This window comes from Pseudomonas cucumis (assembly GCF_030687935.1).
In the GTDB taxonomy this organism is placed as follows: domain Bacteria; phylum Pseudomonadota; class Gammaproteobacteria; order Pseudomonadales; family Pseudomonadaceae; genus Aquipseudomonas; species Aquipseudomonas cucumis.
In genome coordinates, this window is the sequence record NZ_CP117454.1 from 5,959,065 (window position 1) to 5,984,832 (window position 25,768).

Annotated in this window: 29 protein-coding genes; 15 read left to right on the plus strand and 14 right to left on the minus strand. The window is 59.8% G+C overall.

What is annotated here, in order from left to right:
- Positions 1–42: 42 nt before the first annotated feature.
- On the minus strand, positions 43–789 hold the full coding sequence (locus PSH97_RS27140; protein ID WP_007899317.1) for a LytR/AlgR family response regulator transcription factor: 747 nt from the start codon (positions 787–789) through the stop codon (positions 43–45).
- Positions 790–1,250: 461 nt separating this feature from the next.
- Here PSH97_RS27140 and argH point away from each other — a divergent pair, with 461 nt between their 5' ends.
- Complete coding sequence (argH, locus tag PSH97_RS27145) at positions 1,251–2,645, plus strand: argininosuccinate lyase (protein WP_305447380.1); 1,395 nt, start codon at positions 1,251–1,253, stop codon at positions 2,643–2,645.
- A 96-nt stretch (positions 2,646–2,741) separates the two neighbouring features.
- Here the strand turns inward: argH and PSH97_RS27150 are convergent, their stop codons facing one another.
- Complete coding sequence (locus PSH97_RS27150) at positions 2,742–3,401, minus strand: glutathione S-transferase family protein (RefSeq protein ID WP_305447381.1); 660 nt, start codon at positions 3,399–3,401, stop codon at positions 2,742–2,744.
- Positions 3,402–3,526: 125 nt separating this feature from the next.
- Between PSH97_RS27150 and PSH97_RS27155 the strand changes: the two genes are divergently transcribed.
- The 3 genes from PSH97_RS27155 to PSH97_RS27165 all read left to right on the plus strand — a co-directional run bounded on the left by PSH97_RS27155 (position 3,527) and on the right by PSH97_RS27165 (position 7,282).
- Complete coding sequence (locus PSH97_RS27155; RefSeq protein ID WP_018927538.1) at positions 3,527–3,811, plus strand: hypothetical protein; 285 nt, start codon at positions 3,527–3,529, stop codon at positions 3,809–3,811.
- A 179-nt stretch (positions 3,812–3,990) separates the two neighbouring features.
- Positions 3,991–4,236 carry a TIGR02647 family protein gene (locus PSH97_RS27160; protein ID WP_007894898.1) on the plus strand — a complete coding sequence of 82 codons (246 nt, stop codon included), beginning with the start codon at positions 3,991–3,993 and terminating at the stop codon, positions 4,234–4,236.
- A gap of 199 nt (positions 4,237–4,435) precedes the next feature.
- Positions 4,436–7,282 carry a class I adenylate cyclase gene (locus PSH97_RS27165; RefSeq protein ID WP_305447382.1) on the plus strand — a complete coding sequence of 949 codons (2,847 nt, stop codon included), beginning with the start codon at positions 4,436–4,438 and terminating at the stop codon, positions 7,280–7,282.
- Positions 7,283–7,287: 5 nt separating this feature from the next.
- Here the strand turns inward: PSH97_RS27165 and rnk are convergent, their stop codons facing one another.
- The 3 genes from rnk to cyaY form a co-directional block, all read right to left on the minus strand.
- Positions 7,288–7,698, minus strand: coding sequence for a nucleoside diphosphate kinase regulator (rnk, locus tag PSH97_RS27170; protein ID WP_305447383.1), 411 nt, complete (start codon positions 7,696–7,698; stop codon positions 7,288–7,290).
- 153 nt (positions 7,699–7,851) lie between these two features.
- The gene (locus tag PSH97_RS27175) at positions 7,852–8,079 is read right to left on the minus strand and encodes a DUF1289 domain-containing protein (protein ID WP_305447384.1); all 228 of its coding nucleotides are present in this window, start codon (positions 8,077–8,079) and stop codon (positions 7,852–7,854) included.
- Positions 8,080–8,083: 4 nt separating this feature from the next.
- Positions 8,084–8,416, minus strand: coding sequence for an iron donor protein CyaY (cyaY, locus tag PSH97_RS27180; RefSeq protein WP_305447385.1), 333 nt, complete (start codon positions 8,414–8,416; stop codon positions 8,084–8,086).
- A 226-nt stretch (positions 8,417–8,642) separates the two neighbouring features.
- Here cyaY and lptM point away from each other — a divergent pair, with 226 nt between their 5' ends.
- The 6 genes from lptM to PSH97_RS27210 are packed head-to-tail and all read left to right on the plus strand — an operon-like array spanning position 8,643 to position 13,247.
- A complete protein-coding gene (lptM, locus tag PSH97_RS27185) occupies positions 8,643–8,813 on the plus strand; it encodes an LPS translocon maturation chaperone LptM (protein ID WP_074871901.1) in 171 nt (56 codons plus the stop codon).
- Between the two features lie 9 nt (positions 8,814–8,822).
- On the plus strand, positions 8,823–10,070 hold the full coding sequence (gene lysA, locus PSH97_RS27190) for a diaminopimelate decarboxylase (RefSeq protein ID WP_305447386.1): 1,248 nt from the start codon (positions 8,823–8,825) through the stop codon (positions 10,068–10,070).
- Between the two features lie 4 nt (positions 10,071–10,074).
- Positions 10,075–10,905 carry a diaminopimelate epimerase gene (dapF, locus tag PSH97_RS27195; protein WP_305447387.1) on the plus strand — a complete coding sequence of 277 codons (831 nt, stop codon included), beginning with the start codon at positions 10,075–10,077 and terminating at the stop codon, positions 10,903–10,905.
- Between the two features lie 13 nt (positions 10,906–10,918).
- The gene (locus tag PSH97_RS27200) at positions 10,919–11,644 is read left to right on the plus strand and encodes a DUF484 family protein (protein WP_038980779.1); all 726 of its coding nucleotides are present in this window, start codon (positions 10,919–10,921) and stop codon (positions 11,642–11,644) included.
- A 2-nt stretch (positions 11,645–11,646) separates the two neighbouring features.
- Entirely contained in the window at positions 11,647–12,546 is a 900-nt protein-coding gene (gene xerC, locus PSH97_RS27205) for a tyrosine recombinase XerC (protein WP_305447388.1), read from the plus strand.
- Positions 12,543–13,247, plus strand: coding sequence for an HAD family hydrolase (locus tag PSH97_RS27210; RefSeq protein WP_305447389.1), 705 nt, complete (start codon positions 12,543–12,545; stop codon positions 13,245–13,247). The genes xerC and PSH97_RS27210 overlap by 4 nt, the downstream gene beginning before the upstream one ends.
- A 91-nt stretch (positions 13,248–13,338) precedes the next feature.
- Here the strand turns inward: PSH97_RS27210 and sutA are convergent, their stop codons facing one another.
- The 4 genes from sutA to glnK all read right to left on the minus strand — a co-directional run bounded on the left by sutA (position 13,339) and on the right by glnK (position 16,114).
- Positions 13,339–13,659 (minus strand): transcriptional regulator SutA, encoded by a 321-nt coding sequence (sutA, locus tag PSH97_RS27215; RefSeq protein WP_305447390.1) that lies wholly within the window; start codon positions 13,657–13,659, stop codon positions 13,339–13,341.
- A 103-nt stretch (positions 13,660–13,762) separates the two neighbouring features.
- Positions 13,763–14,188, minus strand: coding sequence for a secondary thiamine-phosphate synthase enzyme YjbQ (locus PSH97_RS27220; protein WP_305447391.1), 426 nt, complete (start codon positions 14,186–14,188; stop codon positions 13,763–13,765).
- Positions 14,189–14,402: 214 nt separating this feature from the next.
- Entirely contained in the window at positions 14,403–15,740 is a 1,338-nt protein-coding gene (locus tag PSH97_RS27225) for an ammonium transporter (protein ID WP_305447392.1), read from the minus strand.
- A 35-nt stretch (positions 15,741–15,775) separates the two neighbouring features.
- On the minus strand, positions 15,776–16,114 hold the full coding sequence (gene glnK / locus PSH97_RS27230; RefSeq protein ID WP_002555808.1) for a P-II family nitrogen regulator: 339 nt from the start codon (positions 16,112–16,114) through the stop codon (positions 15,776–15,778).
- Positions 16,115–16,530: 416 nt separating this feature from the next.
- Between glnK and PSH97_RS27235 the strand changes: the two genes are divergently transcribed.
- Positions 16,531–16,791, plus strand: coding sequence for an accessory factor UbiK family protein (locus PSH97_RS27235; protein WP_305447393.1), 261 nt, complete (start codon positions 16,531–16,533; stop codon positions 16,789–16,791).
- 454 nt (positions 16,792–17,245) lie between these two features.
- Entirely contained in the window at positions 17,246–17,767 is a 522-nt protein-coding gene (locus tag PSH97_RS27240) for a BRO-N domain-containing protein (protein WP_218395412.1), read from the plus strand.
- Positions 17,768–17,819: 52 nt separating this feature from the next.
- Here the strand turns inward: PSH97_RS27240 and PSH97_RS27245 are convergent, their stop codons facing one another.
- Both PSH97_RS27245 and PSH97_RS27250 read right to left on the minus strand, forming a co-directional pair.
- The gene (locus PSH97_RS27245; RefSeq protein ID WP_030129123.1) at positions 17,820–18,125 is read right to left on the minus strand and encodes a HigA family addiction module antitoxin; all 306 of its coding nucleotides are present in this window, start codon (positions 18,123–18,125) and stop codon (positions 17,820–17,822) included.
- Between the two features lie 8 nt (positions 18,126–18,133).
- Positions 18,134–18,412 (minus strand): type II toxin-antitoxin system RelE/ParE family toxin, encoded by a 279-nt coding sequence (locus PSH97_RS27250; RefSeq protein ID WP_123499512.1) that lies wholly within the window; start codon positions 18,410–18,412, stop codon positions 18,134–18,136.
- Between the two features lie 249 nt (positions 18,413–18,661).
- On the opposite strand from PSH97_RS27250, the gene PSH97_RS27255 reads away from it, so the two are divergent.
- Complete coding sequence (locus PSH97_RS27255) at positions 18,662–18,847, plus strand: hypothetical protein (RefSeq protein ID WP_305447395.1); 186 nt, start codon at positions 18,662–18,664, stop codon at positions 18,845–18,847.
- Between the two features lie 122 nt (positions 18,848–18,969).
- A complete protein-coding gene (locus tag PSH97_RS27260) occupies positions 18,970–20,463 on the plus strand; it encodes a YifB family Mg chelatase-like AAA ATPase (protein ID WP_305447396.1) in 1,494 nt (497 codons plus the stop codon).
- Between the two features lie 111 nt (positions 20,464–20,574).
- Here the strand turns inward: PSH97_RS27260 and glyA are convergent, their stop codons facing one another.
- From glyA to PSH97_RS27275, 3 genes are read right to left on the minus strand one after another with little or no spacing between them, the layout of a single operon-like run.
- The gene (gene glyA, locus PSH97_RS27265) at positions 20,575–21,840 is read right to left on the minus strand and encodes a serine hydroxymethyltransferase (protein WP_305447397.1); all 1,266 of its coding nucleotides are present in this window, start codon (positions 21,838–21,840) and stop codon (positions 20,575–20,577) included.
- Between the two features lie 55 nt (positions 21,841–21,895).
- Positions 21,896–22,714, minus strand: coding sequence for a YggS family pyridoxal phosphate-dependent enzyme (locus PSH97_RS27270; protein WP_305447398.1), 819 nt, complete (start codon positions 22,712–22,714; stop codon positions 21,896–21,898).
- On the minus strand, positions 22,714–23,964 hold the full coding sequence (locus tag PSH97_RS27275) for a benzoate/H(+) symporter BenE family transporter (protein WP_305447399.1): 1,251 nt from the start codon (positions 23,962–23,964) through the stop codon (positions 22,714–22,716). The genes PSH97_RS27270 and PSH97_RS27275 overlap by 1 nt, the downstream gene beginning before the upstream one ends.
- A 288-nt stretch (positions 23,965–24,252) precedes the next feature.
- Here PSH97_RS27275 and pdxR point away from each other — a divergent pair, with 288 nt between their 5' ends.
- Complete coding sequence (gene pdxR / locus PSH97_RS27280; protein ID WP_305447400.1) at positions 24,253–25,752, plus strand: MocR-like pyridoxine biosynthesis transcription factor PdxR; 1,500 nt, start codon at positions 24,253–24,255, stop codon at positions 25,750–25,752.
- Positions 25,753–25,768: the final 16 nt, after the last annotated feature.

Consider the following 25,768-nt stretch of genomic DNA (forward strand, 5'->3'; position numbering starts at 1 on the left):
TCCCTGGCCCTCAATGTCCGGTAATAGGGTAGAAATCCGCCCTTAAAGCTGTTGCATCATTTTGCGCACGCCGGCCACATGACGTCGGCTGACGATCAGGGCATCGCCGTTCAGGCCTTTGAGAAACAGCTGGAAATGCCCCAGGGGCGTGCGTTGCAGCCGTTCGATGCGTTCGCGAGCAACCAGGGCGTTGCGGTGGATCCGCACGAAACGGTCGCCAAATTCGTCTTCGAGGGCCTTGAGTGGTTCGTCGAGCAGCACTTCACCGCCTTCATGACGCAAGGTGACGTACTTGTGGTCGGCAATGAAGTAGACCACCTGACCCAACGGAATCAGTTCGATGCCTTTTCGGGTGCGGGCGCTGATGTGGCTGCGCGGACCGCTACCGGTTTCGGCCGCCGGACGAGTCAAGGCCGCGAGCTGGACGCGATTGGGTCGCTCGGCTTTCTTTAATGCTTCGTGTAACTGTTCTGTGCGCACTGGCTTCACCAGATAGCCCACGGCGCTGGCCTGTAGGGCTTCCACGGCAAATTCATCGGGCCCGGTGCAAAACACCACGGCGGGCGGGGTTTCGCGTTCGCACAATCGTGCAGCCACTTGCAGGCCATCGAGGCCCGGCATGCGAATATCGAGCAGCACGATATCCGGTTTGTGACTGTCGATCAGTGCCAACGCCTCTTCGCCGTTCGTGGCGCTGGGCTCCAGGACATTGTATCCCTCGAGTTCGCCGACCATTCGGCTCAGGCGCTCGCGGGCCAGGGGTTCGTCATCAACGATCAGGACATTCATATTGCGCTGGATTCCTGCGTGAGTCTCGCACAAGGATAGCGTAGACAGGTGAAGTGACGTCCGTCACCGCGATCCACGCTAAGACTAGCGCGAGGGCCAAAAAGTGCCGCGAGACCGGCGGCTAAATTTTCATCTGCCGCGTGACTGGCGGCCCAGGCCCGCACTGGCGAGGCATCGCCGTAGGGTTTGCTGATACACAATATGAACACCCCTCTTCTCTCTATAGTCAGCTGCAGCATCGAGAAGTGCGCTGATCCTCTGTCCAACTGTAGACGGTTGCCGGGACGTTATTGCTCAATTGAAAAATATCGTTGCGCAATTTCCGCATCGCTTGCTTCGAGCAGGGGCGGCGCGATGAGAAAAAAACCTGTCGACCAGTGTCAGCGACAGGATTGGCAACCCTGTTATTATCCGCGTCAGCGTTCCACGCCATCTTTCTTCAAGCCGATACGAGCGAATTCATGAGCACTGACAAGACCAATCAGTCCTGGGGCGGCCGCTTCAGTGAACCCGTCGACGCCTTCGTCGCCCGCTTCACCGCCTCCGTCACCTTCGACCAGCGCCTGTATCGCCACGACATCATGGGCTCGATCGCCCACGCCAGCATGCTGGCCAAGGTCGGCGTGCTGACCGATGCCGAGCGCGACAGCATCATCGATGGCCTGAACACCATCCAGGGTGAAATCGAGGCCGGCCAGTTCGACTGGCGCATCGACCTTGAAGACGTGCACATGAACATCGAGGCGCGTCTGACCGACCGCATCGGCGTCACCGGTAAAAAGCTGCACACCGGTCGCAGCCGTAACGACCAGGTCGCCACCGACATCCGCCTGTGGCTGCGAGACGAGATCGACCTGATCCTCAGCGAAATCACTCGCCTGCAACAAGGCTTGCTGGAGCAGGCCGAGCGCGAAGCCGCCAGCATCATGCCGGGCTTCACTCACCTGCAAACCGCGCAGCCGGTGACCTTCGGGCACCATATGCTGGCCTGGTTCGAAATGCTCAGCCGCGACTACGAGCGCCTGGTGGACTGCCGCAAGCGTACCAACCGCATGCCGCTGGGCAGTGCTGCACTGGCTGGTACCACTTACCCGATCGACCGCGAGTACACCGCGCAGTTGCTGGGCTTCGACGCTGTTGGCGGCAACTCCCTGGACAACGTGTCCGATCGCGACTTCGCCATCGAGTTCTGCTCGGCCGCGAGCATCGCGATGATGCACTTGTCGCGGTTCTCCGAAGAGCTCGTACTGTGGACCAGTGCGCAGTTCCAGTTCATCGATCTGCCGGACCGTTTCTGCACCGGTAGCTCGATCATGCCGCAAAAGAAAAACCCGGACGTGCCGGAGCTGGTTCGCGGCAAGACTGGCCGGGTGTTCGGCGCGCTGATGGGCCTGCTGACCCTGATGAAAGGCCAGCCGTTGGCTTACAACAAGGACAACCAGGAAGACAAGGAACCGCTGTTCGACGCCGCCGACACCCTGCGCGACTCGCTGCGGGCCTTTGCCGACATGATCCCGGCGATCAAGCCCAAGCACGCGATGATGCGCGAAGCTGCCCTGCGCGGTTTCTCGACCGCCACCGACCTGGCCGACTACCTGGTACGCCGCGGCTTGCCGTTCCGTGATTGCCACGAGATCGTTGGCCACGCGGTGAAGTACGGCGTAGACAGCGGCAAGGACCTGGCGGAAATGAGCCTGGAAGAACTGCGCAAGTTCAGCGACCAGATCGAGCAGGACGTGTTTGCCGTGCTGACCCTGGAAGGTTCGGTGAATGCCCGTGACCATATCGGCGGAACCGCGCCGGCACAGGTCAAGGCTGCCGTGGCTCGCGGTCAGGCATTGCTCGCCAGCCGTTAAAAGCTTCGCGGGCAAGCCTCGCTCCTACAGGGGACTGTGTTTGTCCCTTTAGGAGCGAGGCTTGCCCGCGAAGGCATTCTCAAGATCGTTACACGTCTACTTTTTGGACGCGATCATCTGCAGAAACGCTGGCATCGCCGCGTCCTTGTCCTTTGCGATCCGCTGCACATGCGGATTCTGCTCCAGACGCTCCAGCAGCGCCCTGGCCGCCGGCATCTCGGCCAGCAGATCAATATCGAACAGCTTCTGCGCCACGGCACAGGCCATCGGCACGCTGTAGAGGAAATACAGATCGGCCACGCTCAGGCTGTCACCCGCCACATAAGGAGCGAATTTGCCGTGCCTGCCCAGAGAGGCAAACCCCAGCAGTAACTCGGCCTTGGTCTTTTCCTGGATAGCCTGCGGCACGGACATGCCGAAAAACGCTGCGGGGTAGCAGGCGCGCGCCGGCAGCTCGATGTACAACTCGATTTCCTTGGCCAAAGCCAGCGCCTGCGCTCGCTCGAAAGGCTCGCTCGGCAGCAGCGGCGTGCCTTTCTGGCTCTGCTCGATGTACTCGAGAATCACGCTGGTTTCATTGATGAAACCTTGTTCGACGCCCAGCACAGGAACCTTTCCACGTGGGCTGATAGCTAGCGCCTCGGGGGTAGTGCCTGGGTAAAACGGCACCTCTTCAAACGGCAGTCCCTTCTCCAGCAACGCCAGCTTGACCATGTTGTAATAGTTGCTGACGCAAAATCCATAAAGCTTGAGCATTACATAGCCTCCAGGCCGTGCAGGGGGTTGGCAGCGCCAGTTATAGAACGCCCGGGCACTTCTTGCCAGCAGCATCACAGCGCTGAATGCAGGTAAACTGCCCGCCTTTCCTTGAGGAGCCTGCCATGAGCGAGCCAAACGATATCGACAACGACGAAGAAGAGTTCGCCGAAACGACGCTGATCGAAGCAATCGAAAACCAGATCGAAAGCGACAACCCGCCAGCGGCCAAGGCAACCTTCAACAAGCTGACCCTGGTGGGTTACGAACGTGAAGAAATCCTCAACCTGATGGCCCATGTGCTGGCCTACGAGATCGACGCCATGCTCGATGAGGACCGTGCATTCGACACCGAATGGTATGAAACGGCGCTGCGCGCACTGCCAGAGTTGCCGCCGGAAAAGCAATAACCCCGCCCTCCCCCTGTAGGAGCGCGCTCGCTCCTACAGAAACCACCCCCGCTTTCCGTACCACCCTTCGGGGAATGCCTCTCGGGGTGAAAAACCCTGTTGCCAGCACTGGACATGCCTCACCGACGGGTTCACCTTAGGGGCGCTATCGTCTAATTCCTAGAAAGTCTGGAGTCCTTATGTCGCTTACCCCTGAGTTGGTTGCCGAACTGGAAATCCTCGCCCTCTTCAACCTGGACAGTTCCCAGGAAGGTTTGAAAATTCATCAGACCGCTGCCCCGAAAGCCATTGCCGCCGCACAAAGACTGTTCGACAAAGAATTGATCACCCAGCCCGATGGCGGTTACCTGACCAGCCTGGGGCGTGACGCTGCACAAAATGTGCAAACCGTTCTAACCATTCTGTCCGTGCGCGAAACAGCCTGAGCCTCATCGCATCGCATCGCCCACGGAAACCTCTGTCACGGGATTTCCGCGGGCACACTTTGGTGCCCGCTGTCGCCGCGTGATAGAAATCTGACGCCAGAAATACAAAATCCGCTGAAAAGTCCCGGGGCCGAGGCGCTAAACTGCCCCTCATCCCGAGCCCTCCACGTCCGAGCCCCGCGAGCCGGATTGAGCTGACATGACCCGCACCCATGAAATCCGCCCCGATCTGGACGAGGGAATCGACCGCAAGGTTCTCAGCCAGCTGCGCGCCCGCTTTCTGAAGCTCAACGAGGGCCGGATGGCCCGTGCCATGGAAGGGTTGTCGCCCCGCCAGCAAACGGTTCTGACCCTGTTGCCGCTGTTTTTCCACGTCAATCACCCGCTGTTGCCTGGATATGTTTCAGGTAGCACCCCGGCCGGGCTGTCGAATTTCGAACCTGACGCCAACGCCCTCGCCGAAGCCCAGCGCCTGACGCGCTCGTTTTCCTACAAGCCGCGCCACGGCAGCAATCCGCCGCGACCGATTCACGGCCTGTTCCTGATGGGCAGCCTCGGCACCTTGGCCCAAGCCGATCAGAGCGACATGGACGTATGGGTCTGTCACGGGCCGGACTTGAGCGAAAGCGAGCTCACAGAGCTGCGCAAGAAATGCCAGTTGCTTGAGATATGGGCCGCCAGCCAGGGTGCCGAGGCGCATTTCTTCCTGATCGACCCTGCTCGCTTCGTGCTCGGCGAGCGCGATACCCAACTGAGTTCGGAAGACTGCGGCACCACCCAGCACTACCTACTGCTGGACGAGTTCTACCGCACCGCGATCTGGCTGGCCGGCCGTACACCCGTCTGGTGGCTGGTGCCGGTTTATGAAGAGGCGGCATACGACCGTTATACCCACACGCTGTTATCCAAGCGTTTCATTCGTGCCGACGAAACCCTGGACTTGGGGCATCTGGCCTATATTCCGCCCGGGGAATTCATCGGTGCCGGGCTCTGGCAGTTGTTCAAAGGCATCGAGTCACCGTACAAATCAGTGCTCAAACTGCTGCTGACCGAGGTTTACGCCAGCGAACACCCCAAGGTCCATTGCCTGAGCCTGCGCTTCAAGCAGGCGGTGTTTGCCAATCGACTGGACCTCGATGAACTGGATCCATACGTCGTGGTTTACCGGCGAATCGAGGAATACCTCACTGCCCGGGGTGAACCGGAACGTTTGGAGCTGGTACGCCGCGCGCTGTACTTGAAGGTCAATCGCAAGCTCACCGCCAGCAGCGGTCGTACCCAGAGCTGGCAGCGTTCGTTGCTCGAACGCCTGGCCCACGAATGGCATTGGGATCAGCGCCAGCTCGCGTTGCTCGACAGCCGCAGCCAATGGAAAGTCCGCCAGGTCAGCGCCGAACGTCGAGCCCTGGTTGGCGAGCTGAATTACAGCTACCGCTTCCTCACGCAGTTTGCCCGCAACGAGCAGACCGTAAGCCTGATCAACAAACGCGACCTCAATGTACTGGGCCGACGGCTGTACGCGGCCTTCGAGCGCAAGGCCGACAAGGTCGAATTCATCAACCCGGGCATCGCTCCCGACCTGGCCGAAGACACTCTGACGCTGGTGCAGGCGCCCAACAAGAAAGAACCGGGGCAAACCCAATGGGGTTTGTACAACGGCAGCCTGGCCGCCCATGAGTGGGAACATTTCGCGCCGATCAAGCGCAGCCGCCAGTTACTGGAGCTGCTCACCTGGTGCCACCGTAACGGCGTGATCGACAGTAGCACCCGCCTGGCCCTGCACCCCGGCACCAGCGATTTGAGCGAATTCGAACTGTTCAACCTGCTCGGCAGCCTGCAACAAAGCATCACCCTGCCCCTGGCCACAGTCGCCGAAGAGCCTTTGCTGCGTGCCAGCGTGCCGAGCGAAATACTGATCCTGGTGAACGTCGGCGTCGATCCGCTCAAGCACCATCGCGACCTGAACATCCTGATGACCACCGAGCGCACCGATTCCCTGAGCTACGCCGGCGTGCGGGAAAACCTGGTGCTGACCCTGGATCAGGTCACGCTCAATAGCTGGAACGAAGTGCTGGTCAGCCGTTTTGATGGCCCCCACGCCCTGCTCGACTGCCTGCGCGATTACCTCAATAACCTGCCGGACGGACCACAACAACCCAAGCTGCGGGTGCGTTGTTTCTGCCACAACCGCGCGCAATTCATTGCCCGGCGGGTCGAAGAAATCCTCGACACCGCGCAGAACCTGCTGCTGAGCAAACTCAATCATCGTTACCTGATACAGGTCCAGCAGCATTACCACGTACTGGAGCTGGTGCCGGGCCAGGTCAATCATGTCGCCCTTGCTACCCTGCCGGCGCTGCTCGACTACCTCGGCGAAGAGCTGGAGAGCTACAGCCCGTTTCATCTGGACCCGACGGCACTGGAAGACCACGACCTGGCGCTGATCCTGCCCATGGGGCAACCCGACTGCGTTCAGGTGTTCTACCGGATCAACGAATACCAGGCCGATGTGTATGTACTGGATGAGTTCAATGCCTTGTGGCAGCAGCGTTTGCCTTATCACGATGAACAAAGCCTGTTGGTGCCACTGCAACGTTTCCTGCAATCGATCCAGTACCGACGCGATGCCTTGCTGCCGATGGATGCCGCCCAGCCGCTGAGCCTGGAGACTTTGTATTACCAGTTGTTGCCTTCAGGTACCGCACGGGCACGTCGGGTCGAAGCCCGGTCGGAGCCGCAAACGCCGGTCAACAAACCGTTCTATGACGTGCAGGCGATCGTCGGCAAAGCCGCACAAGGGCAGGTGCAGGTCACGTTGTATTGCAATCAGCGGGAGTTTTCGGAGCTGGAATATGGCGACCAACTGTTCAGTGTGGTCGCTGGGGAAATCGTCGAGCAGCGCCGCGAAGCTGAACGCTATCGCTGCTACATCACCGACCTGGACCTGTCGGGCCTGCTCGGTGATGGTCAGGGTTCAAGCCAGCTGTATCTGCGCTACAAGGCCGACCTGGAACGCGCACTGAACGAGGCGCTCGAGCAGGTCTGAGGGTTTTATTCCGGAAAGTCGCCGCCATTGGCCGGTTGCGACTCGACTGCCAGCAAGGTCAGTTTCAGGGTTTTGCCACCCGGCGCTGGCCAGTCAATGTGCTGACCGACCTTGAGACCCAGCAGGGCGCTGCCGACCGGTGCCAGAATGGAAATCTTGCCTTCGTCGGCGTTGGCATCCTTGGGGTAGACCAAGGTCAGGTGATAGTCCTTGCCGCTGCTCTCTTCACGGCAATGCACACGGGAATTCATGGTCACGACATCGGCTGGCACCTCTTCGTGACCGACCAGGGTATCGGCGCGATCCAATTCGGTTTGCAGCGCGATAACGCCCGGCAGCGTGTCATCCAGGCTGTCGATCAGGCGCTCCAGACGTTGTACGTCCAGACGGGTAAGGGTGATGGAAGGTGCGGTCATGATCAGGGCAGACTCCTTTCTTCTGCACGAAAAAAGCAAAACCCCGCCAGAAAAAGGCGGGGTTTTCACGAGCCTCGATGGGTTGAGGCGTCTCTGGACACTATCACAGCTCAATAAATATACAAGTGAGGGGCGGCGGACGGTTTTCCGCTCCTACAGTGAACTGGCGGCGGCCTTACGATTCGAGGCCTGCGCACAAATCACCCGCCGCCGCTCATCATCGGCCGAGCGCCATTCGCGAATATCTTCGACATGCCGAAAACACCCCAGACAAACCTTCTGTTCATCCAGCCAACACACACCGCTGCACGGCGAAGGCACCGCCGGGCTGACATTGCTGTAAAGCGGTTTGGGCGGACGAACGGGCGCAGGCTGGGTCACGTTCTCACAGACCTTCGAAGTCGAGTTCGACGTCGGCCTGCTGCTTGACGATGCGCTCAAGCATCTCACCGAGCTGCTCTTCACTTTTGTCACACATCCAGCGCTCGCTTTCTGCGTCGTAATCAAAGTGGAAGCCACCCGACACGGCCGCCAGCCACAGCTGACGCAGCGGTTCCTGACGACTGAAGATCAATTGGCTGCCGTTTTCGAACTTGACGGTGAGCACACCGGCCGAGCTCTCCAGATCGATATCCAGGCCACTCTCGTCAAAAATATCCTCCAGCGTCTGCTGGGTGGCATCGACCAGGTCGTGGAAACGGGCTTCGGTCAAACTCATTGCGGGAACCTCAAAAAGTGTCTACTCACGCTCAAGCGCCGCAAGATACGGCCGAGCCCCGGTGATTGCAAAGGATAACGTCCAAGCGCCGATCTGTGGGAGCGGGCTTGCATTAAACCGACGCACATCCGGCCAAGCCCCGCCGGACGGGAGGTGCGTCGCATAGGCAAGCTGCCGGGTGGCCGGTATACTCCGGCGCAATTAACGCATTTTCAAGGATTTCGCCATGAAGCGCCTGATCTCTTCCCTTGCTGCGCTCGTCGCGGTCGCCTGCCTTGTATCGGCCTGTGGTCAAAAAGGCCCGCTGTACCTGCCCGATGAAAATCAGGACCCTGCAGAGCAAGCCAAATCGTCGCAGCAGACTCCGTCGAAAGCACACAAGCACGACGTCTACTAAGGGAACGCTATGGACGCTTTTAACTACCGTGACGGTGAGCTGTTCGCGGAAGGTGTTGCCCTGTCCGCCATCGCCGAACGCTTTGGTACACCGACTTACGTCTACTCCCGTGCCCACATCGAAGCCCAGTACCTGGCTTTCGCCGATGCGCTGGCCGGCATGCCACACCTGGTGTGCTTTGCGGTCAAGGCCAACTCCAACCTGGGCGTGCTGAATGTCCTGGCGCGTTTGGGCGCCGGTTTCGACATCGTTTCCCGTGGCGAGCTGGAGCGCGTACTGGCCGCTGGCGGCACGGCTGACAAGATCGTGTTCTCCGGTGTCGGCAAGACCCGTGACGACATGCGTCGGGCGCTGGAAGTCGGCGTGCATTGCTTTAACGTCGAGTCCACCGATGAGCTCGAACGCCTGCAAGTGGTCGCCGCCGAGCTGGGCGTTCGCGCGCCGATCTCGTTGCGCGTGAACCCGGACGTCGATGCTGGCACGCACCCGTACATCTCCACCGGTCTCAAAGAGAACAAGTTCGGCATCGCCATCGCCGACGCCGAAGACGTGTACGTCCGCGCCGCGCAACTGCCTAACCTGGAAGTCGTCGGCGTCGATTGCCACATCGGTTCGCAACTGACCACCCTGCCGCCATTCATCGACGCCCTCGACCGCCTGCTGGGCCTGGTCGACCGCCTCGGCGATTGCGGCATCTACCTGCGCCACATCGATCTCGGTGGTGGTTTGGGCGTGCGTTATCGCGATGAAGAGCCGCCATTGGCTGCCGACTACATCAAGGCCGTGCGCGAGCGTCTCGACGGTCGTGACCTGGCGTTGGTATTCGAGCCGGGTCGTTTCGTCGTCGCCAACGCCGGCGTGCTGCTGACCCAGGTCGAGTACCTCAAGCACACCGAACACAAAGACTTCGCCATCGTCGACGCGGCCATGAACGACCTGATCCGCCCGGCGCTGTATCAAGCCTGGATGGACGTCACCGCCGTGCGCCCGCGCAACAGCGACGCTCGCGCCTACGACATCGTCGGCCCGATCTGCGAAACCGGTGACTTCCTGGCCAAGGATCGTCAACTGGCCCTGGAAGAAGGCGACCTGCTGGCCGTGCATTCGGCCGGTGCCTATGGGTTTGTCATGAGTTCCAACTACAACACCCGCGGCCGTGCCGCTGAAGTGTTGGTGGACGGTGATCAGGCATTTGAAGTGCGTCGCCGTGAGACGGTAGCCGAGTTGTTTGCTGGCGAAAGCCTGCTGCCGGAGTAAACCCATGCTGCTGCGTTTTACCAAGATGCACGGCCTGGGCAACGACTTCATGGTTCTCGACCTGGTCAGCCAGCACGCGCACATCCTGCCCAAGCATGCCAAGCAATGGGGCGATCGGCACACCGGCATCGGGTTCGACCAGTTGCTGATCGTCGAGGCGCCGAGTAACCCGGACGTGGACTTCCGCTACCGGATCTTCAACTCCGACGGCTCCGAAGTGGAACAGTGCGGCAACGGTGCGCGCTGCTTCGCCCGCTTCGTGCTCGACAAGCGCCTGACCGCCAAGCGGCAGATTCGCGTCGAGACCAAAAGCGGCATCATCGAACTGGACATCCGCAACGATGGTCAGATCAGCGTCAACATGGGCGCCCCGCGCCTGGTGCCGGCCGAGATTCCATTCGAAGCCCCGAGCCAGGCCCTGAGCTATCAGGTCGACGTCGACGGCACCACGGTCGAACTGGCCGCAGTGTCCATGGGCAACCCCCATGCCGTGTTGCGGGTCAGCGACATCAACAACGCACCGGTACATGAACTGGGGCCGAAAATCGAACATCACCCGCGCTTCCCGGCGCGAGTCAATGTCGGTTTTCTCCAGGTCATCGACCGGAACCGCGCGCAGTTGCGCGTCTGGGAACGTGGCGCCGGGGAAACCCAGGCCTGCGGTACCGGCGCTTGCGCAGCTGCAGTGGCTGCGATCAGCCAGGGGTGGATGGATTCGCCGCTATTGATCGACCTGCCTGGCGGGCGTCTGTCCATTGAATGGGCAGGCCCTGGCCAACCGGTCATGATGACCGGCCCGGCAGTGCGCGTATACGAAGGACAAGTGCGTCTTTGAGTGAGCCAAATCCATGACCGACAAGCCCCAGGTTCCCGCCCTACAGCCCGACGAATCCCCTTCCGAAAGCCTTGAGGCGGCGGCGATTGCCGCGTACCTGGAGGCTCATCCGGATTTCTTCATCGAGCACGAAGAACTGCTCCCGGCCCTGCGTATCCCGCACCAGCGCGGCGACACCATTTCGCTGGTCGAACGTCAGATGACGATTCTGCGCGACCGCAACATCGAGTTGCGTCATCGTCTCTCGCACTTGATGGACGTGGCCCGGGACAACGATCGACTCTTCGACAAGACCCGCCGCCTGATTCTCACGCTGATGGACGCCACCAGCCTGGAAGATGTGGTGATCAGCGTTGAAGACAGTCTTCGCCAGGACTTCCAGGTGCCCTTCGTCAGCCTGATCCTGCTGGGCGACAACCCGATGCCGGTGGGCCGCTGGGTGACGCATGCCGACGCGCAAACAGCCATCGGCGGCTTGCTCTCGGAAGACAAAAGCGTCAGCGGCAGCCTGCGTGAGCACGAACTGGACTTCCTGTTCGGCGAAGAACAGCGCAAGCAGATCGGCTCCACCGCCGTCGTCGCCATCAGCTACCAGGGCATCCATGGTGTTCTGGCCATCGCCAGCCGCGATCCGCAGCACTACAAGAGTTCGGTGGGCACGTTGTTCCTCAGCTACATCGCCGAAGTCATGGGCCGCGTGCTGCCACGGGTCAACAGCTCCCTGCGCTCGGTACGCTGACCATGGAACGACAACTGGACGCTTACTGCGAACACCTGCGCAGTGAGCGGCAGGTGTCGCCGCACACGCTGTACGCCTACCGCCGCGACCTCGACAAAGTGCTGGGCTGGTGCACCAAACAGAACATCGACAGCTGGGCCGCGCTGGACATCCAGCGCCTGCGCAGCCTGATCGCTCGCCTGCATTCCCAAGGTCAATCGTCCCGCAGCCTGGCGCGGCTGCTCTCCGCAGTGCGCGGGCTCTATCACTATCTGAACCGCGAAGGCCTGTGCGATCACGACCCGGCCAATGGCCTGGCACCGCCCAAGGGCGAACGCCGCCTGCCGAAGACCCTCGACACCGACCGCGCGCTACAACTGCTGGAGGGCGCGGTTGAGGATGACTTTCTGGCGCGTCGGGATCAGGCGATTCTGGAGTTGTTCTATTCCTCCGGCCTGCGCCTTTCTGAATTGACGGGGCTCAATCTTGATCAGCTGGATCTGGCTGACGGTATGGTTCAGGTGCTGGGTAAGGGCAGTAAAACCCGCCTGTTGCCAGTGGGCAAAAAGGCTCGCGAAGCGCTGGAATTGTGGCTGCCGCTACGAGCCATGACCAACCCGGCGGACGACGCGGTGTTTGTCAGCCAGCAAGGCCGGCGTCTTGGCCCCCGGGCAATTCAGGTGCGGGTCAAGGCCGCTGGCGAACGCGAGCTGGGGCAGAACCTGCACCCACACATGTTGCGACACTCCTTCGCCAGCCATTTGCTGGAGTCCTCCCAGGACTTGCGGGCGGTACAGGAACTGCTCGGCCACTCGGACATCAAGACCACCCAGATCTATACCCACCTGGACTTCCAGCACCTGGCGACGGTCTACGACAGTGCCCATCCACGGGCCAAACGCATTAAAGGCGATGATTCATGACCATCCAATTGATCACTTTCGACCTCGACGACACCCTGTGGGACACCGCCCCAGTGATTGCCAGCGCCGAAGCCATATTGCGTGAATGGCTGACCGAGCACACGCCGAACCTGGGCGCGGTGCCGGTGGAACACCTGTGGTCGATTCGCGAACGAGTGCTGAGCAACGAACCGAGCCTCAAGCACCGCATCAGTGCCTTACGTCGGCGGGTGTTGTTCCATGCGCTGGAAGAAGCCGGTTACGGGCATACCGACGCATCTAACCTGGCCGATCAGGGTTTCGAAGTGTTTCTGCATGCGCGGCATCAGCTGGAGATCTTCCCGGAGGTGCAACCGACCCTGGAAATTCTGGCCAATCACTATGCGCTTGGCGTGGTTACCAACGGCAACGCCGATGTGCGCCGACTGGGGTTGGCGGACTACTTCAAGTTTGCCCTGTGCGCCGAAGACATCGGCATCGCCAAACCGGATGCGCGACTGTTTCATGAAGCACTGCAGCGGGGCGGCGCGACCGCCGAAACAGCGGTGCATATCGGCGACCATCCTGGCGATGACATTGCCGGCGCCCAGCAGGCGGGGTTGCGGGCAATCTGGTTTAACCCGGCGGGCAAAGTGTGGGAAGCGGAGAAGGCGCCGGATGCCGAGATTCGTAGCCTGAACGAATTGCCGGGGTTGTTGGCGCGGTGGAATTCGGTTTCGTAGCGTCTTCGAGATCGCCTTCGGCCCACTTATCCTCACCCATGAAAAAGCCCGCAGCGACGGCGGGCTTTTTCAGCAAGCAAGAAGCAGGCGCTTAGATAGGCCGGCTGCCGTACTTGTTATCAGGCTTCTTGGGAGGATCGGCGACCACATTGGCCTCCACTTCCTGCACCTTGCCGCCCCGTGCCAGAAACTCTTCCATGGCCTTGGCCAGGGCATCGCGTTCCTTGTTCTTGGCTTCGACGCTCGGCAGCTCATCGACCGATACCGCAGCCTTGGCCTTGCCTTTGGCAGTCGGAACGGGCACATCACCACCGTCGTCTTCAGCGACGTCTTCTGCCGCCGCTTCAAGGCCTTCTTCGGTTTCGTCGTCGCCTACTTCGAGGTCGTCGTTTTCCAGATCATCGTCGCTCATGTTCTACCTCATGACTTGCGAAAAGCAGATTAGTTATAGCCCAGCTTTGCCGTCTGTCGACGGCTGCCGGAAAAAAATCAACCACCGCTGGTAACCAGCGGTTTTATGCCCCTTCACCGTGCACGGTGGCGAGGACTTTACGGGCACCGCCATGATCACGGTGCTCGCCCAGATAAACACCTTGCCAGGTCCCCAACGCCAGTCGGCCCGCCGAGATCGGCAAACTGAGCTGACAGCCAAGTACGCTGGCCTTGAAGTGCGCCGGGAGGTCGTCCAGGCCTTCGTCGTTATGCTCATAGCCGTCTGTTCCTTGTGGGATCAGACGATTGAAAAATCGTTCGAAGTCGCGACGTACCGCCGGATCGGCGTTCTCGTTGATGGTCAACGACGCCGAGGTATGCTGTAACCACAAATGCAACAGACCGACTCGATACGCCTTGAGTTCAGGCAAGCCGGCGAGTAATTCGTCCGTTACCAGATGAAAGCCTCGGGGCCGTGCTCGCAAGGTGATCAGAGTCTGTTGCCACATACTGTTCTCCGCACGTTCGGGGCGCATTCTAGCGCGCTCTGGAAAAAAACAAAGGCCCTAATATTCCTTCAATCGTGTAAGCCATTGGCCGCAGAAAAACGCCCGTCATAAACGCGACTGAACGTGTATGAAAAAACCTTTCAGCCCTTCCTTCACTGACAAATCCCGGACAAAAAAATGCCCGGCAAGCCGGGCAAATTTTTCATGCGCGTGCTTACAAGTTGTAGCCGCGTTCGTTGTGAAGCGCCAGATCGATGCCGACAGCTTCTTCTTCCTCGGTAACACGCAGCCCCATCACGACATCCAGGACCTTGAGGATGATGAAGGTGACGATCGCGGTGTAGATCACCGTGAAGCCCACGCCTTTGCACTGAATCCAGACTTGTGCACCGATGTCGGTGACGGTGCCGAAGCCACCGAGGGCCGGTGCCGCGAACACACCGGTCAGGATCGCGCCGAGGATACCGCCGATACCGTGCACGCCGAAGGCGTCCAGGGAGTCGTCATAACCGAGTTTACGTTTAAGGGTAGTGGCGCAGAAGAAGCACACCACACCCGCCGCCAGACCGATCACCAAGGCGCCCATCGGGCCCACGGTGCCTGCCGCCGGAGTGATTGCAACCAGACCGGCCACAACACCCGAAGCGATACCCAGTGCGCTTGGCTTGCCGTGAGTAATCCACTCGGCAAACATCCAGCCCAGCGCCGCAGCAGCGGTAGCGATCTGGGTGACCAGCATCGCCATGCCGGCAGTGCCGTTGGCGGCAGCAGCGGAACCGGCGTTGAAGCCGAACCAGCCGATCCACAGCATCGCGGCGCCCATCAGGGTGTAGCCAAGGTTATGCGGGGCCATCGGGGTGGTCGGGAAGCCTTTACGCTTGCCCAATACCAGGCAGGCAATCAGACCGGCCACACCAGCGTTGATGTGCACCACGGTGCCGCCGGCGAAGTCGAGCACGCCCCAGTCCCACATCAGGCCGCCGTTACCGGACCAGACCATGTGCGCGATCGGTGCGTAAACCAGAGTGAACCAGATGCCCATGAAGACCAGCATGGCGGAGAACTTCATCCGCTCGGCGAAAGCACCGACGATCAACGCTGGGGTAATGATGGCGAAAGTCATCTGGAAGGTGATGAAGACCGCCTCGGGGAACAGCGCCGCGGGACCGGTCAGGCTCGAAGGCGTGACACCGGCGAGGAACGCCTTGCCCATGCCGCCGAAGAACGAGTTGAAGTTGACGACGCCCTGCTCCATGCCGGTGGTGTCGAACGCAATGCTGTAGCCATAAATGACCCACAGAATGCTGATCAGACCGGTAATGGCGAAGCACTGCATCATCACGGAAAGAATGTTTTTCGAGCGAACCATGCCGCCGTAGAACAGCGCGAGGCCGGGAATGGTCATGAACAGCACAAGGGCTGTCGAGGTCATCATCCAGGCGGTATCGCCGGAATTGAGGACTGGGGCCGCCACCTCGTCTGCCGCCATGGCCAGGCCGGGCATTACGAGGGACAACAGGGCTCCTAGCCCTGCGATTTTACGCAGAGTCATATTGTTTTCTCCTGGGGCGTTGGGTTTGTGGCGGCTTAGATTGCGTCGGTATCGGTTTCGCCGGTACGGATGCGAATCGCCTGTTCCAGATTGACCACGAAGATCTTGCCGTCACCGATCTTGCCGGTGTTGGCGGCCTTGGTTATCGCCTCGATAACCCGGTCCAGATCCTTGTCGTCAATGGCGACATCGATCTTCACCTTGGGCAGAAAATCGACCACGTACTCCGCGCCGCGATACAGCTCGGTGTGACCCTTCTGCCGACCGAAGCCTTTGACCTCAGTAACGGTAATGCCCTGCACGCCGATCTCGGACAGCGACTCGCGCACGTCGTCCAGTTTGAACGGCTTGATGATGGCAGTGACTAGCTTCATGAAAACTCTCTCCCGAATTGGTGGACTTGCCCCAGGAAAACAAACCCGACTCAAGTCTAAGCGCAGTGCCTGGCTTTGTAACGCATCGTCGGCCTTACCTGCCCGTCCGACGCCAGCGAACCACTCCGCACGAAACTTCCCCCGTTCCGCTTGGCGCACTGCATTCGTCACAGCGACTGCATCAGTGCATGGGTCACCAGCGACTAAGCAGAAAGCTTGCCATCTATCCAAAACCCATTGATTTCAATACCTTGGCCGCTGCCAAAGCGCCTTTCGACCGATTGGCGCAACCGTTACGCACAACAACAGTGCGCGACTGCCCACTCGACTGCGCGAAAAGCGTGCATCGCAGCTGCCGAGATTGACTATAGACACTGCGTGATACACTGCCCGCCATTGTTGACAGGACATTTCCCATGCTCGCGCCCAAAGACTTCCTCGACGCCCTGAGCGGCACCGCCTCCCGCCTCTTCAGCGGCGACACCCCGCTGCCAAAAAGCGAAATCGAAAGCCAGTTCAAGGCTCTGTTGCAGAGCGGCTTCAGCAAGCTGGACCTGGTGAGCCGGGAAGAGTTTGATAGCCAAATGGTTGTGCTGGCGCGGACCCGGGCACGCCTGGAGGGTCTTGAGGCGAAAGTGGCGGAGCTGGAAGCGAAGCTCAATCCACCGACCGAGTAACCCCGCCGATCCCCTTTGACAATGGGGTCTATGTGGGAGCGAGCCTGCTCGCGATAGAGTCACCACGGTGTTCCAGCAGCCCCTCGCTGGAACGACCACCCCTGTAGGAGCTGCCGAAGGCTGCGATCTTTTGATCTTAAGCCCCGCAAACATCCCGGCAACTTCCTACAAAGATCAGCACCGCCGTCCGATAGCGTCGCAAAGCCCCGGCTCCTAAGCTCACCTGATGCTGAATGTCAGCACTAGGTTTGGCGACCTGGAACCAAGCTATGCACGCAACGTCATTCGATATCGGGTATTTCTCTCGATTCGTTATATGGCGGCTGTGTGTGGGAGACCTTCGGGTCTGCCGGTATTCGCTTGGCCGGTTCGCCAACCCGCACGCAGCTGCCACCTTTATTGTTTGGCGACGATAAGAGGCAGTCATCTATCAAGCGAATTTGGGCACTGCACTATGGACGAAAACTATCTGACACCACACATATTCACCCGCCACAAACTCCACCTCCACGCCCTCCTCCTCGGAAACCAACCCTGGTTCAGCGCCCGAGACCTCGGCCGACTCCTGCGCCTCTTCCTCGACGAACGCGCCGTCCGCAAACTCGACCCCGACCAACACCAAACCCTACAGATGCTCATCCATGGCACCGTCGAAAACACCCTGCTCATCAGCGAATCCGGTGTCTACGCATTACTGGTCTACCACTACTGCCCCGAATACCGAGGCCTGCGCGAATGGCTGACCCACGACGTGGTGCCGGCGCTCAGAGACGCCCAACAACCCACCTCAACAGAGCGCCCGATCCTGAGCCTGCTGAATTGGCCGGAAATGTCGTTGAGTTTGCTGCACTGGAATAACCAGCCGTGGATTCGATTGCAGGATGTTCCGCAGATCCTGCCAGATCGAGAACAGCCACAGCATTCGGTCAATGCGCCGTGGTGGAAACGTGCGTCGCGAATACTTCAGGCATTCTGAACGACAAAAAAACCCCACGTTCGTAGCGTGGGGTTCGTTCAGGAGCAGAGGATCAAGCACAGTGCGGAAGACGCTCAACCTGATCCCGGATCGCAGCCCCTCGTTCGATCTCGGCTTTTCGCAAATCGTATGTCGATTGCAGGTTCAGCCAAAACTCGGGAGTCGTGTCCAGGCAGATAGATAGCCTTAGAGCCATATCGGCACTGACACCTCGACGCTGAAGCACGATGTCGTTCACCGTAGGCGTCGAAACGCTCAACGCTCTGGCCAAGGCCGCAGCCGTAAGGCTCAGAGGCTCCAGGTATTCCTCTTTGAGGATCTCGCCAGGATGAACCGGGCGCATACCATTCTTAGTCATTACTCACCTCAGTGATAATCGACGATTTCGACATTCTCTGGCCCGTTAAGACCCCAAACAAAGCAAATTCGCCATTGAGCGTTGATGCGGATGCTGTGCTGACCTTTTCGATCTCCTTCCAGCGCCTCCAATCGATTGCCTGGTGGTGATCGAAGGTCCATCAGCACGGCAGCAGCATCAAGCATCGTCAGCTTTCGTTCCACGACACTCAGAATGGCTGACCACATACGGGTCTTTCCGTTGCGAAACAGGTACTCGGTCTCAGAACACTTAAAGCTAACGATCATAATTTAAAGCTTAACGTTATGCATTAATCTTGAGTGTATAACCTGAATTCACTTATGCAAACGCGGTGTTGCGATTCTTGGCCACCCTTTCAAAACTTTAGGAAAAAGACTACCTGCGCCCTTCAGAAGGCTTTCGAAATCCAGCCGGATCCTACAAAAACAAGCGCCAATTCCCATTGCATCAAAACCGTGTCCACCGCTTAAGCTGATTGACCAAAAAAACAATCTACAAAGCCAAAAGAGGTCGCTATGAAATCTAAAAAACAAAAAGCCAGACAGTTACTCGTCGCTGAACACCATGCTGAGGCACTCCGGTTAGCCAGGAGCGTATCGGTCAATCAACGCCGCTTTTTTGATGTCGCAGCTGCTCAGGGCAAAGAACTTGAACCGAGTGGCTGGCTTGCAGGCACGAGCCTGACGAAGCTCCCGAATTAGCTCACCAAAACTCGCAACATCCTGCGAAAGTTTCCTTCCCTTGCCGCCACGCTAAACCCTCACTCCCCGGCTACCCTTCAAAAACCGCAGGAAGCGGTTCCCTGTCAGCTCAAGGAACGACCATGTCCCTCTCCATCGTCCACAGCCGCGCCCAGGTTGGCGTGGAAGCACCCGCCGTTACCGTAGAAGTGCATCTGGCCAACGGCTTGCCGTCACTGACGATGGTCGGTTTGCCCGAAGCGGCCGTGAAGGAAAGCAAGGATCGGGTACGCAGCGCGATCATCAATTCAGGCCTGCAATTTCCGGCTCGGCGCATCACTCTGAATCTCGCCCCGGCGGATTTACCGAAGGACGGCGGACGGTTCGATCTGGCGATTGCCTTGGGGATTCTCTCGGCCAGTGTGCAGGTGCCGACGTTGACGCTAGACGATGTGGAGTGCCTGGGAGAGCTGGCGTTGTCGGGCGCTGTGCGGGCGGTTCGGGGGGTGTTGCCCGCGGCGCTGGCAGCGCGCAAGGCCGGGCGCACGCTGGTGGTGCCGCGGGCGAATGCCGAGGAGGCCTGCCTGGCCTCGGGGTTGAAAGTGATTGCGGTGGATCATTTGCTGGAGGCAGTCGCGCATTTCAATGGCCACACGCCCATTGAACCCTACGCTTCCAATGGTTTGCTCTACGCCAGCAAACCCTACCCCGATTTGAATGAAGTGCAGGGTCAGCTTGCGGCAAAGCGTGCTTTGCTGATTGCAGCGGCAGGAGCTCATAACTTGCTGTTCAGCGGACCGCCAGGAACAGGGAAAACCCTGTTGGCGAGTCGTCTGCCTGGCCTGTTGCCGCCATTGGCCGAGAGTGAAGCGCTGGAAGTCGCGGCGATTCAATCCGTCGCCAGTTGTGTGCCGTTGAGTCATTGGCCGCAGCGCCCCTTCCGACAGCCACACCACTCCGCTTCAGGTCCGGCACTGGTGGGCGGCGGCTCGAAACCGCAACCTGGCGAAATCACCCTCGCCCACCATGGCGTGTTGTTCCTCGATGAGCTCCCGGAATTTGATCGCAAGGTATTGGAGGTATTGAGAGAGCCACTGGAATCCGGCCACATCGTGATCTCCCGCGCCAAGGACCGGGTACGCTTCCCGGCGCGCTTTCAACTGGTCGCCGCGATGAATCCCTGCCCCTGTGGATATCTTGGCGAGCCGAGCGGCCGTTGCACCTGTACACCGGACATGGTTCAGCGCTATCGCAACAAATTGTCCGGGCCCTTGCTGGACCGCATCGACCTGCATTTGACCGTAGCCCGGGAAAGCACGGCACTGAACCCGATCAAAACCGGTGACGACACGGCCAGCGCTTCTGCCCTGGTCGCCCAGGCCAGGGAGCGTCAGCAACAGCGTCAGGGCTGCGCCAACGCCTTTCTCGACCTGCCAGGGCTACGCCAGCATTGCGCGTTATCCAAAGCAGATGAAGGTTGGCTGGAAAGCGCCTGCGAGCGACTAACTCTTTCGCTTCGTGCGGCTCACCGCCTACTGAAAGTCGCCCGTACCCTGGCGGATCTGGAACAAGTAGACGCTATCGGTCGCAGCCACGTAGCCGAAGCACTGCAATATCGGCCATCAGCACCCAGCTAGAGACGCAACAGGTTGGCATCGGATGCACCCATTCGTCCCAGGCGTCTTGCCGCGCGCCTGGTTTTTCGCCCAATGATGACATCAGCCTGGCAATAGCCCGGAGTAACAGGGTTAACGATAGACAGGATGACGGCGGCAGAGCTCCACCACCTGTTCACGCACGTGATGCCCCACCTTCTCGCTGTTGCCGTTTTCCAGGGCGTCCAGTACGTCGCACAACCAGCCCGCCAATTGTTCACATTCGATCACGCCGAAACCACGGGTGGTGATGGCCGGGGTGCCGATGCGCAGCCCGGAGGTCACGAACGGTGAGCGCGGGTCGTTGGGCACCGAGTTCTTGTTAGCGGTGATATAGGCATTGCTCAGGGCCGCATCGGCTTCCTTGCCGGTATAGGGCCTGTCGGACAGGTCGATTAGCATCATGTGGTTATCGGTGCCACCGGAGACGATCTTGTAACCCCGCTCTTGCAGCACGGCCGCCATGGCCCGGGCGTTGATCACCACCTGTGCCTGATAGGTTTTGAACTCGGGCCTCAGTGCTTCCCTGAAAGCGACGGCCTTGGCGGCGATCTGGTGCATCAATGGACCGCCCTGGACACCTGGGAATACCGCAGAATCGAGCTTTTTGTAGAATGCTTCGTCTTGCCCCTTGGACAAAATCAAGCCACCCCGTGGGCCCCGCAGGGTCTTGTGCGTGGTGCTAGTGACCACATGGGCATGCGGCAATGGGTCCGGGTATTCGCCAGCGGCGACCAGACCTGCGACGTGGGCCATGTCGACCCAGAAAATGGCCCCGACCTTGTCGGCAATGGCCCGCATGCGCGCCCAGTCTTTGTACCGAGAGTAGGCAGAAAAACCACCGATTAGCATCTTCGGTCGAGTTTCCAGAGCAATACGCTCCATCTCGTCGTAGTCGAGAAAGCCCGTCTCCGGGTCAAGGCCATAAGGAACGATCTTGTAATGACGGCCCGAGAAGTTTGAAGGATTACCGTGGGTCAGATGGCCACCTTGGGCCAGGTTCATGCCCATCACCGTGTCGCCGGGATTGATCAATGCCAGGAATACCGCGGCGTTCGCCTGGGCACCGGCATGCGGCTGCACGTTGGCGTAGTCGCAGTTGAACAGGGCCTTGACCCGCTCGATGGCCAGGCGCTCGGCCACATCGACATACTCACAGCCGCTGTAGTAGCGCTTGCCTGGATAGCCTTCGGCGTATTTATTGGTGAGCACGGTGCTCTGGATTTTCATCACCAGAGGGCTGGCGTAATTTTCGGAAGCGATCAGTTCGACGTGGTCTTCCTGACGATGTTCTTCGTTATGAATCGCCTCACACAGCTCGGCGTCGAATGCTTTAAGGGTCAGCGTTGAGTCGTACATCGGATTGGCTTCCTGTAGAGCTGGATCAAGATGTTAAGGGGAATGTCAGCGACGACTACTCATCACTTCCCGGATGGGCATCCGCGGTCGGCCAGTAGTAGGCATCCGGCATGGCACGTGCGCCGAAGATGGCCTGACCAACACGCACCACGGTGGCCCCCTCTTCAATGGCGACTTCGAAATCACCGGACATGCCCATGGACAGTTCCTCCAGCCCGACGCCCGCCGGGGCGCGCTGGCGCAAGCGCTCGCGCAGTTCGCGCAGCCGTACAAAGCAAGGGCGGACACGGAGCACGTCGGCCGAAAACAGCGCCAGTGTCATCAACCCACGCACCCGTAACGCCGAGAACGCCGGCAGGGCGGACAAAAAGTCCGCGACGGCTTCGGGCGCCAAGCCGTATTTGCTGGCTTCGCCGGAGGTATTGACCTGAACGAACACATCCAGCTGGCGCCCCTCGATGTGCAGGCGACGATCCAGGGCCTCGGCCACTCGCAGGCTGTCCAGCGCCTGAAACTCACTGGCAAAACGCGCCACCTGCTTGGCCTTATTGGTTTGCAGGTGGCCGATAACCGACCACTGCAAGTCGGCCAGATCGGCCATGGCCTGCGATTTGCGCTGCGCTTCCTGCACTTTGTTCTCACCCAGTAGCCGGCAGCCGGCAGCGTAGGCCAGACGCAGATGAGCTTCGTCAAAGGTTTTACTGACCGGCAGCAGGCGCACACTCGCCGGATCACGTCCAACCCGCTGACAGGCGTTCGCGATCCGCTGCTGCACGGCTGCCAGGTTGCGGCGAAAGTCCTCGACGCTGGTGGCCTGTGGGTAACGGCCATGACGCTCGTGCAGGGTGACGGTTTTTTCCAATTGATCAAACATCAGTGGGTGGCTCCTTTGGTCGTCACAACAACGTCGGCAGCCGGAATGACCATCGTCTCGCGACGCGGTAAGCGGCCATTGAGTAAGGCGTAAGCCGCCAGACCGATCAGCAATCCCCAGAACGCCCCACCAATCCCCAGCAAGGTGATGTTCGCGGCGGACGCCAGAAAGGTGATCAGCGAGGCTTCGCGGGTTTTGACGTCAGCCATGGCGCTGGCCAGGCTCGCGCCGATAGTGCCGAGCAGGGCCAGCCCGGCCAGCGTCGTAATGAAGGTGGCCGGTAACGCCATGAACACTGCAGCGAGGGTCAACCCGAAAATCCCTACGAGGATGTAGAACAGTCCCGCAGCAACCCCGGCGATCCAGCGCTTGGACGGATCCTCCGAGGCTTCTTTGCCGGTGCAGATGGCCGCCGTGATGGCCGCGATATTGAAGGCGTGAGAACCGAAGGGCGCCATTAGCAAGGAGCCCAGCCCTGTGACAGTCAGGATAGGATTAGCGCTGGTGCTGAAGCCATCGTTGCGCAGCACCAGCATGCCCGGCATGTACTGGCCGGTGAGCGTGATCAGGAACAGCGGCAGTGCCACACTGAGCAGTGCATTGATCGAAAACTCAGGCTGGGTGAATACCGGTGCCGCGAATTGCAGCGCCAGCCCCGACAGTTCTACACGGCCCTGCGTCAGAAGAAACGCCAGCCCCAGCACCAGAATGCCCACCACCGCGTAGCGCGCGGTAAAGCGCTTGAGCACAACGTAAGCGGCAATCAGCAACCCGACCAACACTGGGTCAAGACTCATGCCACCAAACGCGCCGATTCCGAACTGCAGCAAGATACCGGCCAGCAGGCCCGCAGCCACACCCGACGGAATCAGGCGGATGAGTTTTTCGAAGCAACCGGACAAACCCAGCAGCACGAAGGCGGCGGCCGAAATAATGTACGCACCCACCGCCTCGGCGTAAGGCGTGGTGGACAGCGCGACGACCAGAAAAGCCGCCGCGGGTGTCGACCAGGCGGTAATGATCGGCTCACGGCTCACCCAACTCAGAAACAGCCCGGTAATGCCCACGCCAATCGACACCGACCATACCCACGACGCCGTCAGCTCTGGGCTGAGCCCGGCCACTTTGGCGGCCTGAAAGACCAGGATGAAAGTGCCGCCATAGTTGACGATGACTGAAATCAGCCCGGCGACAATCGGATGCATAAGGTCCCGTAGACGCAGGGGCGATGGCAATGCTGAAGACGACATGATGGCTTTGCTCCTTGCAAAACGAGGTGCCTGTCCCGGATAAGGGCGGATTTATAACGTTGAAATGGCATGTTTTGCCCCTACACTTTCTCGCAGAAGGCCAGACCACTTACCAGACCGCTTGCTGTGACTGAAAGCGATCCCTGCCTCAGCCCGCGGGCAAAATTCTTCATGAAGTCGCTCAATGCATCGACCGATCACCGAGCGCAAAGGCAGTGACGAGGGGCGGATTCTACGGATAGACTGGCCTGCCTTTGCAGGCCAATTTAATAAGATCAGGCAGACCGCATGGCGAAAACGTTCGAGCTGGAAACGCTGAAAATGCGCCTCAACGATGTTGAGTTTCAGCTGTTGAATCTGCATCAGCGGATTCAGCGCGCACTGCGTGCATTGATCCTCGATGGCGCCCTTGCCCCAGGCTTGAAGCTGCCCGCGACCCGGGTCCTGGCCAAGTCACTCGGGATTGCCCGCGACACCGTTGAAAACGCCTACGTGCAACTGCACCGCGACGGTTTTATCGTGCGGCGCGAGGGGGCTGGCAGTTATGTCTGTGAAACGCTGGGCACCGAATTGCGCGGCGCAGCGCGCCGACGCATCAAGGCGCAGGAAGTCAAAAGCAGTCAGGCGGCACCGGGGGCGGGATTGAGCCAGCGCGGGCGGATGATCTTCGACAGTGGCGGCGTGAACGATCAGCAGGTAATCAAGGCGTTTGCGACCGGGCTGCCGGAAACCCGTACCTTCCCTACCGATGTCTGGGAGCGCCTGCAACGCCAGGTGATGAAGGACTATCGCGCCAACGTGCTGTTGCACGGCGACCCGCAAGGCGCCGAGCCGCTGCGCAAGGCCATCGCCACCTACTTGAACCTCGAGCGCGGGGCCAAATGCTCCCCCGACCAGATCATGGTATTGAGCAGCACTCGCCAGGCTCTTTTTCTGTGTGCGCAGTTGCTGGTGGACGCCGGCAAACCGATCCTGCTGGAAAACCCGGGTTACTATGGCGCCAAGAAAGCCTTTGAAACCGCCGAGACCAACGTTCTTCCCATCGATGTCGATGAACTGGGCATACGCACCGACCTGCTGCACGCCGACCGCAGCGGCGCCAATTGCGTTTATGTCACGCCTTCTCATCAATACCCCACCGGCGCAACCTTGCCACTGGAGCGTCGTCTTGAGTTGATCAACTGGGCAGCGGAGAAAGGCAAATGGGTCATCGAAGATGATTACGACAGCGAGTTTCACTACGACGGGCAACCGACCGCCTGCGTACAGGGTCTGGACAAGTATCAGCGTACGCTCTATATCGGCACCTTCAGCAAGACCCTCTACCCCGGTTTGCGAATGGGTTACATGGTACTGCCCCACGAGCTGATCAAGGCTTTTACCTACGCCCGCAGCATGATTGACGGCCATACACCCCAAATTCTGCAACTGACCCTGGCGCGCTTTATGGAGGACGGCCATTACAACGCCCACGTCCGAGCCATGCGCAAGCTGTATGCCGGACGCCGCTCCATCATGCTCGACACGATCGGTAAGTACTTGGACGGCATCGTTACCGCCTTGCGCCCTCCTGGCGGGCTACAAATTCCCTGCCTGCTGCACGATGGCTGGTCTGAAGAAAAAACCATCCGCCAAGCAGCCAGCGCGGGCGTTCAGCTTTCCGGTCTGAGCCGGTTGTACGCCGGTGAGGAGAAGAAACAAGGCTGGTTATTGGGTTACTCGTCGCTGACCGCTTATGAAATCGAAGCGGCCATGCTGCGCCTGGCCAATGCACTGAAAACCCGGTAGGGCATTTTGGGAGGGC

Coding starts and splice junctions, on each gene's coding strand:
- PSH97_RS27140 (WP_007899317.1), bottom strand. CDS start 789: ATGAATGTCCTGATCGTTGATGACGAACCCCTGGCCCGCGAGCGCCTG.
- argH (WP_305447380.1), top strand. CDS start 1,251: ATGAGCACTGACAAGACCAATCAGTCCTGGGGCGGCCGCTTCAGTGAA.
- PSH97_RS27150 (WP_305447381.1), bottom strand. CDS start 3,401: ATGCTCAAGCTTTATGGATTTTGCGTCAGCAACTATTACAACATGGTC.
- PSH97_RS27155 (WP_018927538.1), top strand. CDS start 3,527: ATGAGCGAGCCAAACGATATCGACAACGACGAAGAAGAGTTCGCCGAA.
- PSH97_RS27160 (WP_007894898.1), top strand. CDS start 3,991: ATGTCGCTTACCCCTGAGTTGGTTGCCGAACTGGAAATCCTCGCCCTC.
- PSH97_RS27165 (WP_305447382.1), top strand. CDS start 4,436: ATGACCCGCACCCATGAAATCCGCCCCGATCTGGACGAGGGAATCGAC.
- rnk (WP_305447383.1), bottom strand. CDS start 7,698: ATGACCGCACCTTCCATCACCCTTACCCGTCTGGACGTACAACGTCTG.
- cyaY (WP_305447385.1), bottom strand. CDS start 8,416: ATGAGTTTGACCGAAGCCCGTTTCCACGACCTGGTCGATGCCACCCAG.
- lptM (WP_074871901.1), top strand. CDS start 8,643: ATGAAGCGCCTGATCTCTTCCCTTGCTGCGCTCGTCGCGGTCGCCTGC.
- lysA (WP_305447386.1), top strand. CDS start 8,823: ATGGACGCTTTTAACTACCGTGACGGTGAGCTGTTCGCGGAAGGTGTT.
- dapF (WP_305447387.1), top strand. CDS start 10,075: ATGCTGCTGCGTTTTACCAAGATGCACGGCCTGGGCAACGACTTCATG.
- PSH97_RS27200 (WP_038980779.1), top strand. CDS start 10,919: ATGACCGACAAGCCCCAGGTTCCCGCCCTACAGCCCGACGAATCCCCT.
- xerC (WP_305447388.1), top strand. CDS start 11,647: ATGGAACGACAACTGGACGCTTACTGCGAACACCTGCGCAGTGAGCGG.
- PSH97_RS27210 (WP_305447389.1), top strand. CDS start 12,543: ATGACCATCCAATTGATCACTTTCGACCTCGACGACACCCTGTGGGAC.
- sutA (WP_305447390.1), bottom strand. CDS start 13,659: ATGAGCGACGATGATCTGGAAAACGACGACCTCGAAGTAGGCGACGAC.
- PSH97_RS27220 (WP_305447391.1), bottom strand. CDS start 14,188: ATGTGGCAACAGACTCTGATCACCTTGCGAGCACGGCCCCGAGGCTTT.
- PSH97_RS27225 (WP_305447392.1), bottom strand. CDS start 15,740: ATGACTCTGCGTAAAATCGCAGGGCTAGGAGCCCTGTTGTCCCTCGTA.
- glnK (WP_002555808.1), bottom strand. CDS start 16,114: ATGAAGCTAGTCACTGCCATCATCAAGCCGTTCAAACTGGACGACGTG.
- PSH97_RS27235 (WP_305447393.1), top strand. CDS start 16,531: ATGCTCGCGCCCAAAGACTTCCTCGACGCCCTGAGCGGCACCGCCTCC.
- PSH97_RS27240 (WP_218395412.1), top strand. CDS start 17,246: ATGGACGAAAACTATCTGACACCACACATATTCACCCGCCACAAACTC.
- PSH97_RS27245 (WP_030129123.1), bottom strand. CDS start 18,125: ATGACTAAGAATGGTATGCGCCCGGTTCATCCTGGCGAGATCCTCAAA.
- PSH97_RS27250 (WP_123499512.1), bottom strand. CDS start 18,412: ATGATCGTTAGCTTTAAGTGTTCTGAGACCGAGTACCTGTTTCGCAAC.
- PSH97_RS27255 (WP_305447395.1), top strand. CDS start 18,662: ATGAAATCTAAAAAACAAAAAGCCAGACAGTTACTCGTCGCTGAACAC.
- PSH97_RS27260 (WP_305447396.1), top strand. CDS start 18,970: ATGTCCCTCTCCATCGTCCACAGCCGCGCCCAGGTTGGCGTGGAAGCA.
- glyA (WP_305447397.1), bottom strand. CDS start 21,840: ATGTACGACTCAACGCTGACCCTTAAAGCATTCGACGCCGAGCTGTGT.
- PSH97_RS27270 (WP_305447398.1), bottom strand. CDS start 22,714: ATGTTTGATCAATTGGAAAAAACCGTCACCCTGCACGAGCGTCATGGC.
- PSH97_RS27275 (WP_305447399.1), bottom strand. CDS start 23,964: ATGTCGTCTTCAGCATTGCCATCGCCCCTGCGTCTACGGGACCTTATG.
- pdxR (WP_305447400.1), top strand. CDS start 24,253: ATGGCGAAAACGTTCGAGCTGGAAACGCTGAAAATGCGCCTCAACGAT.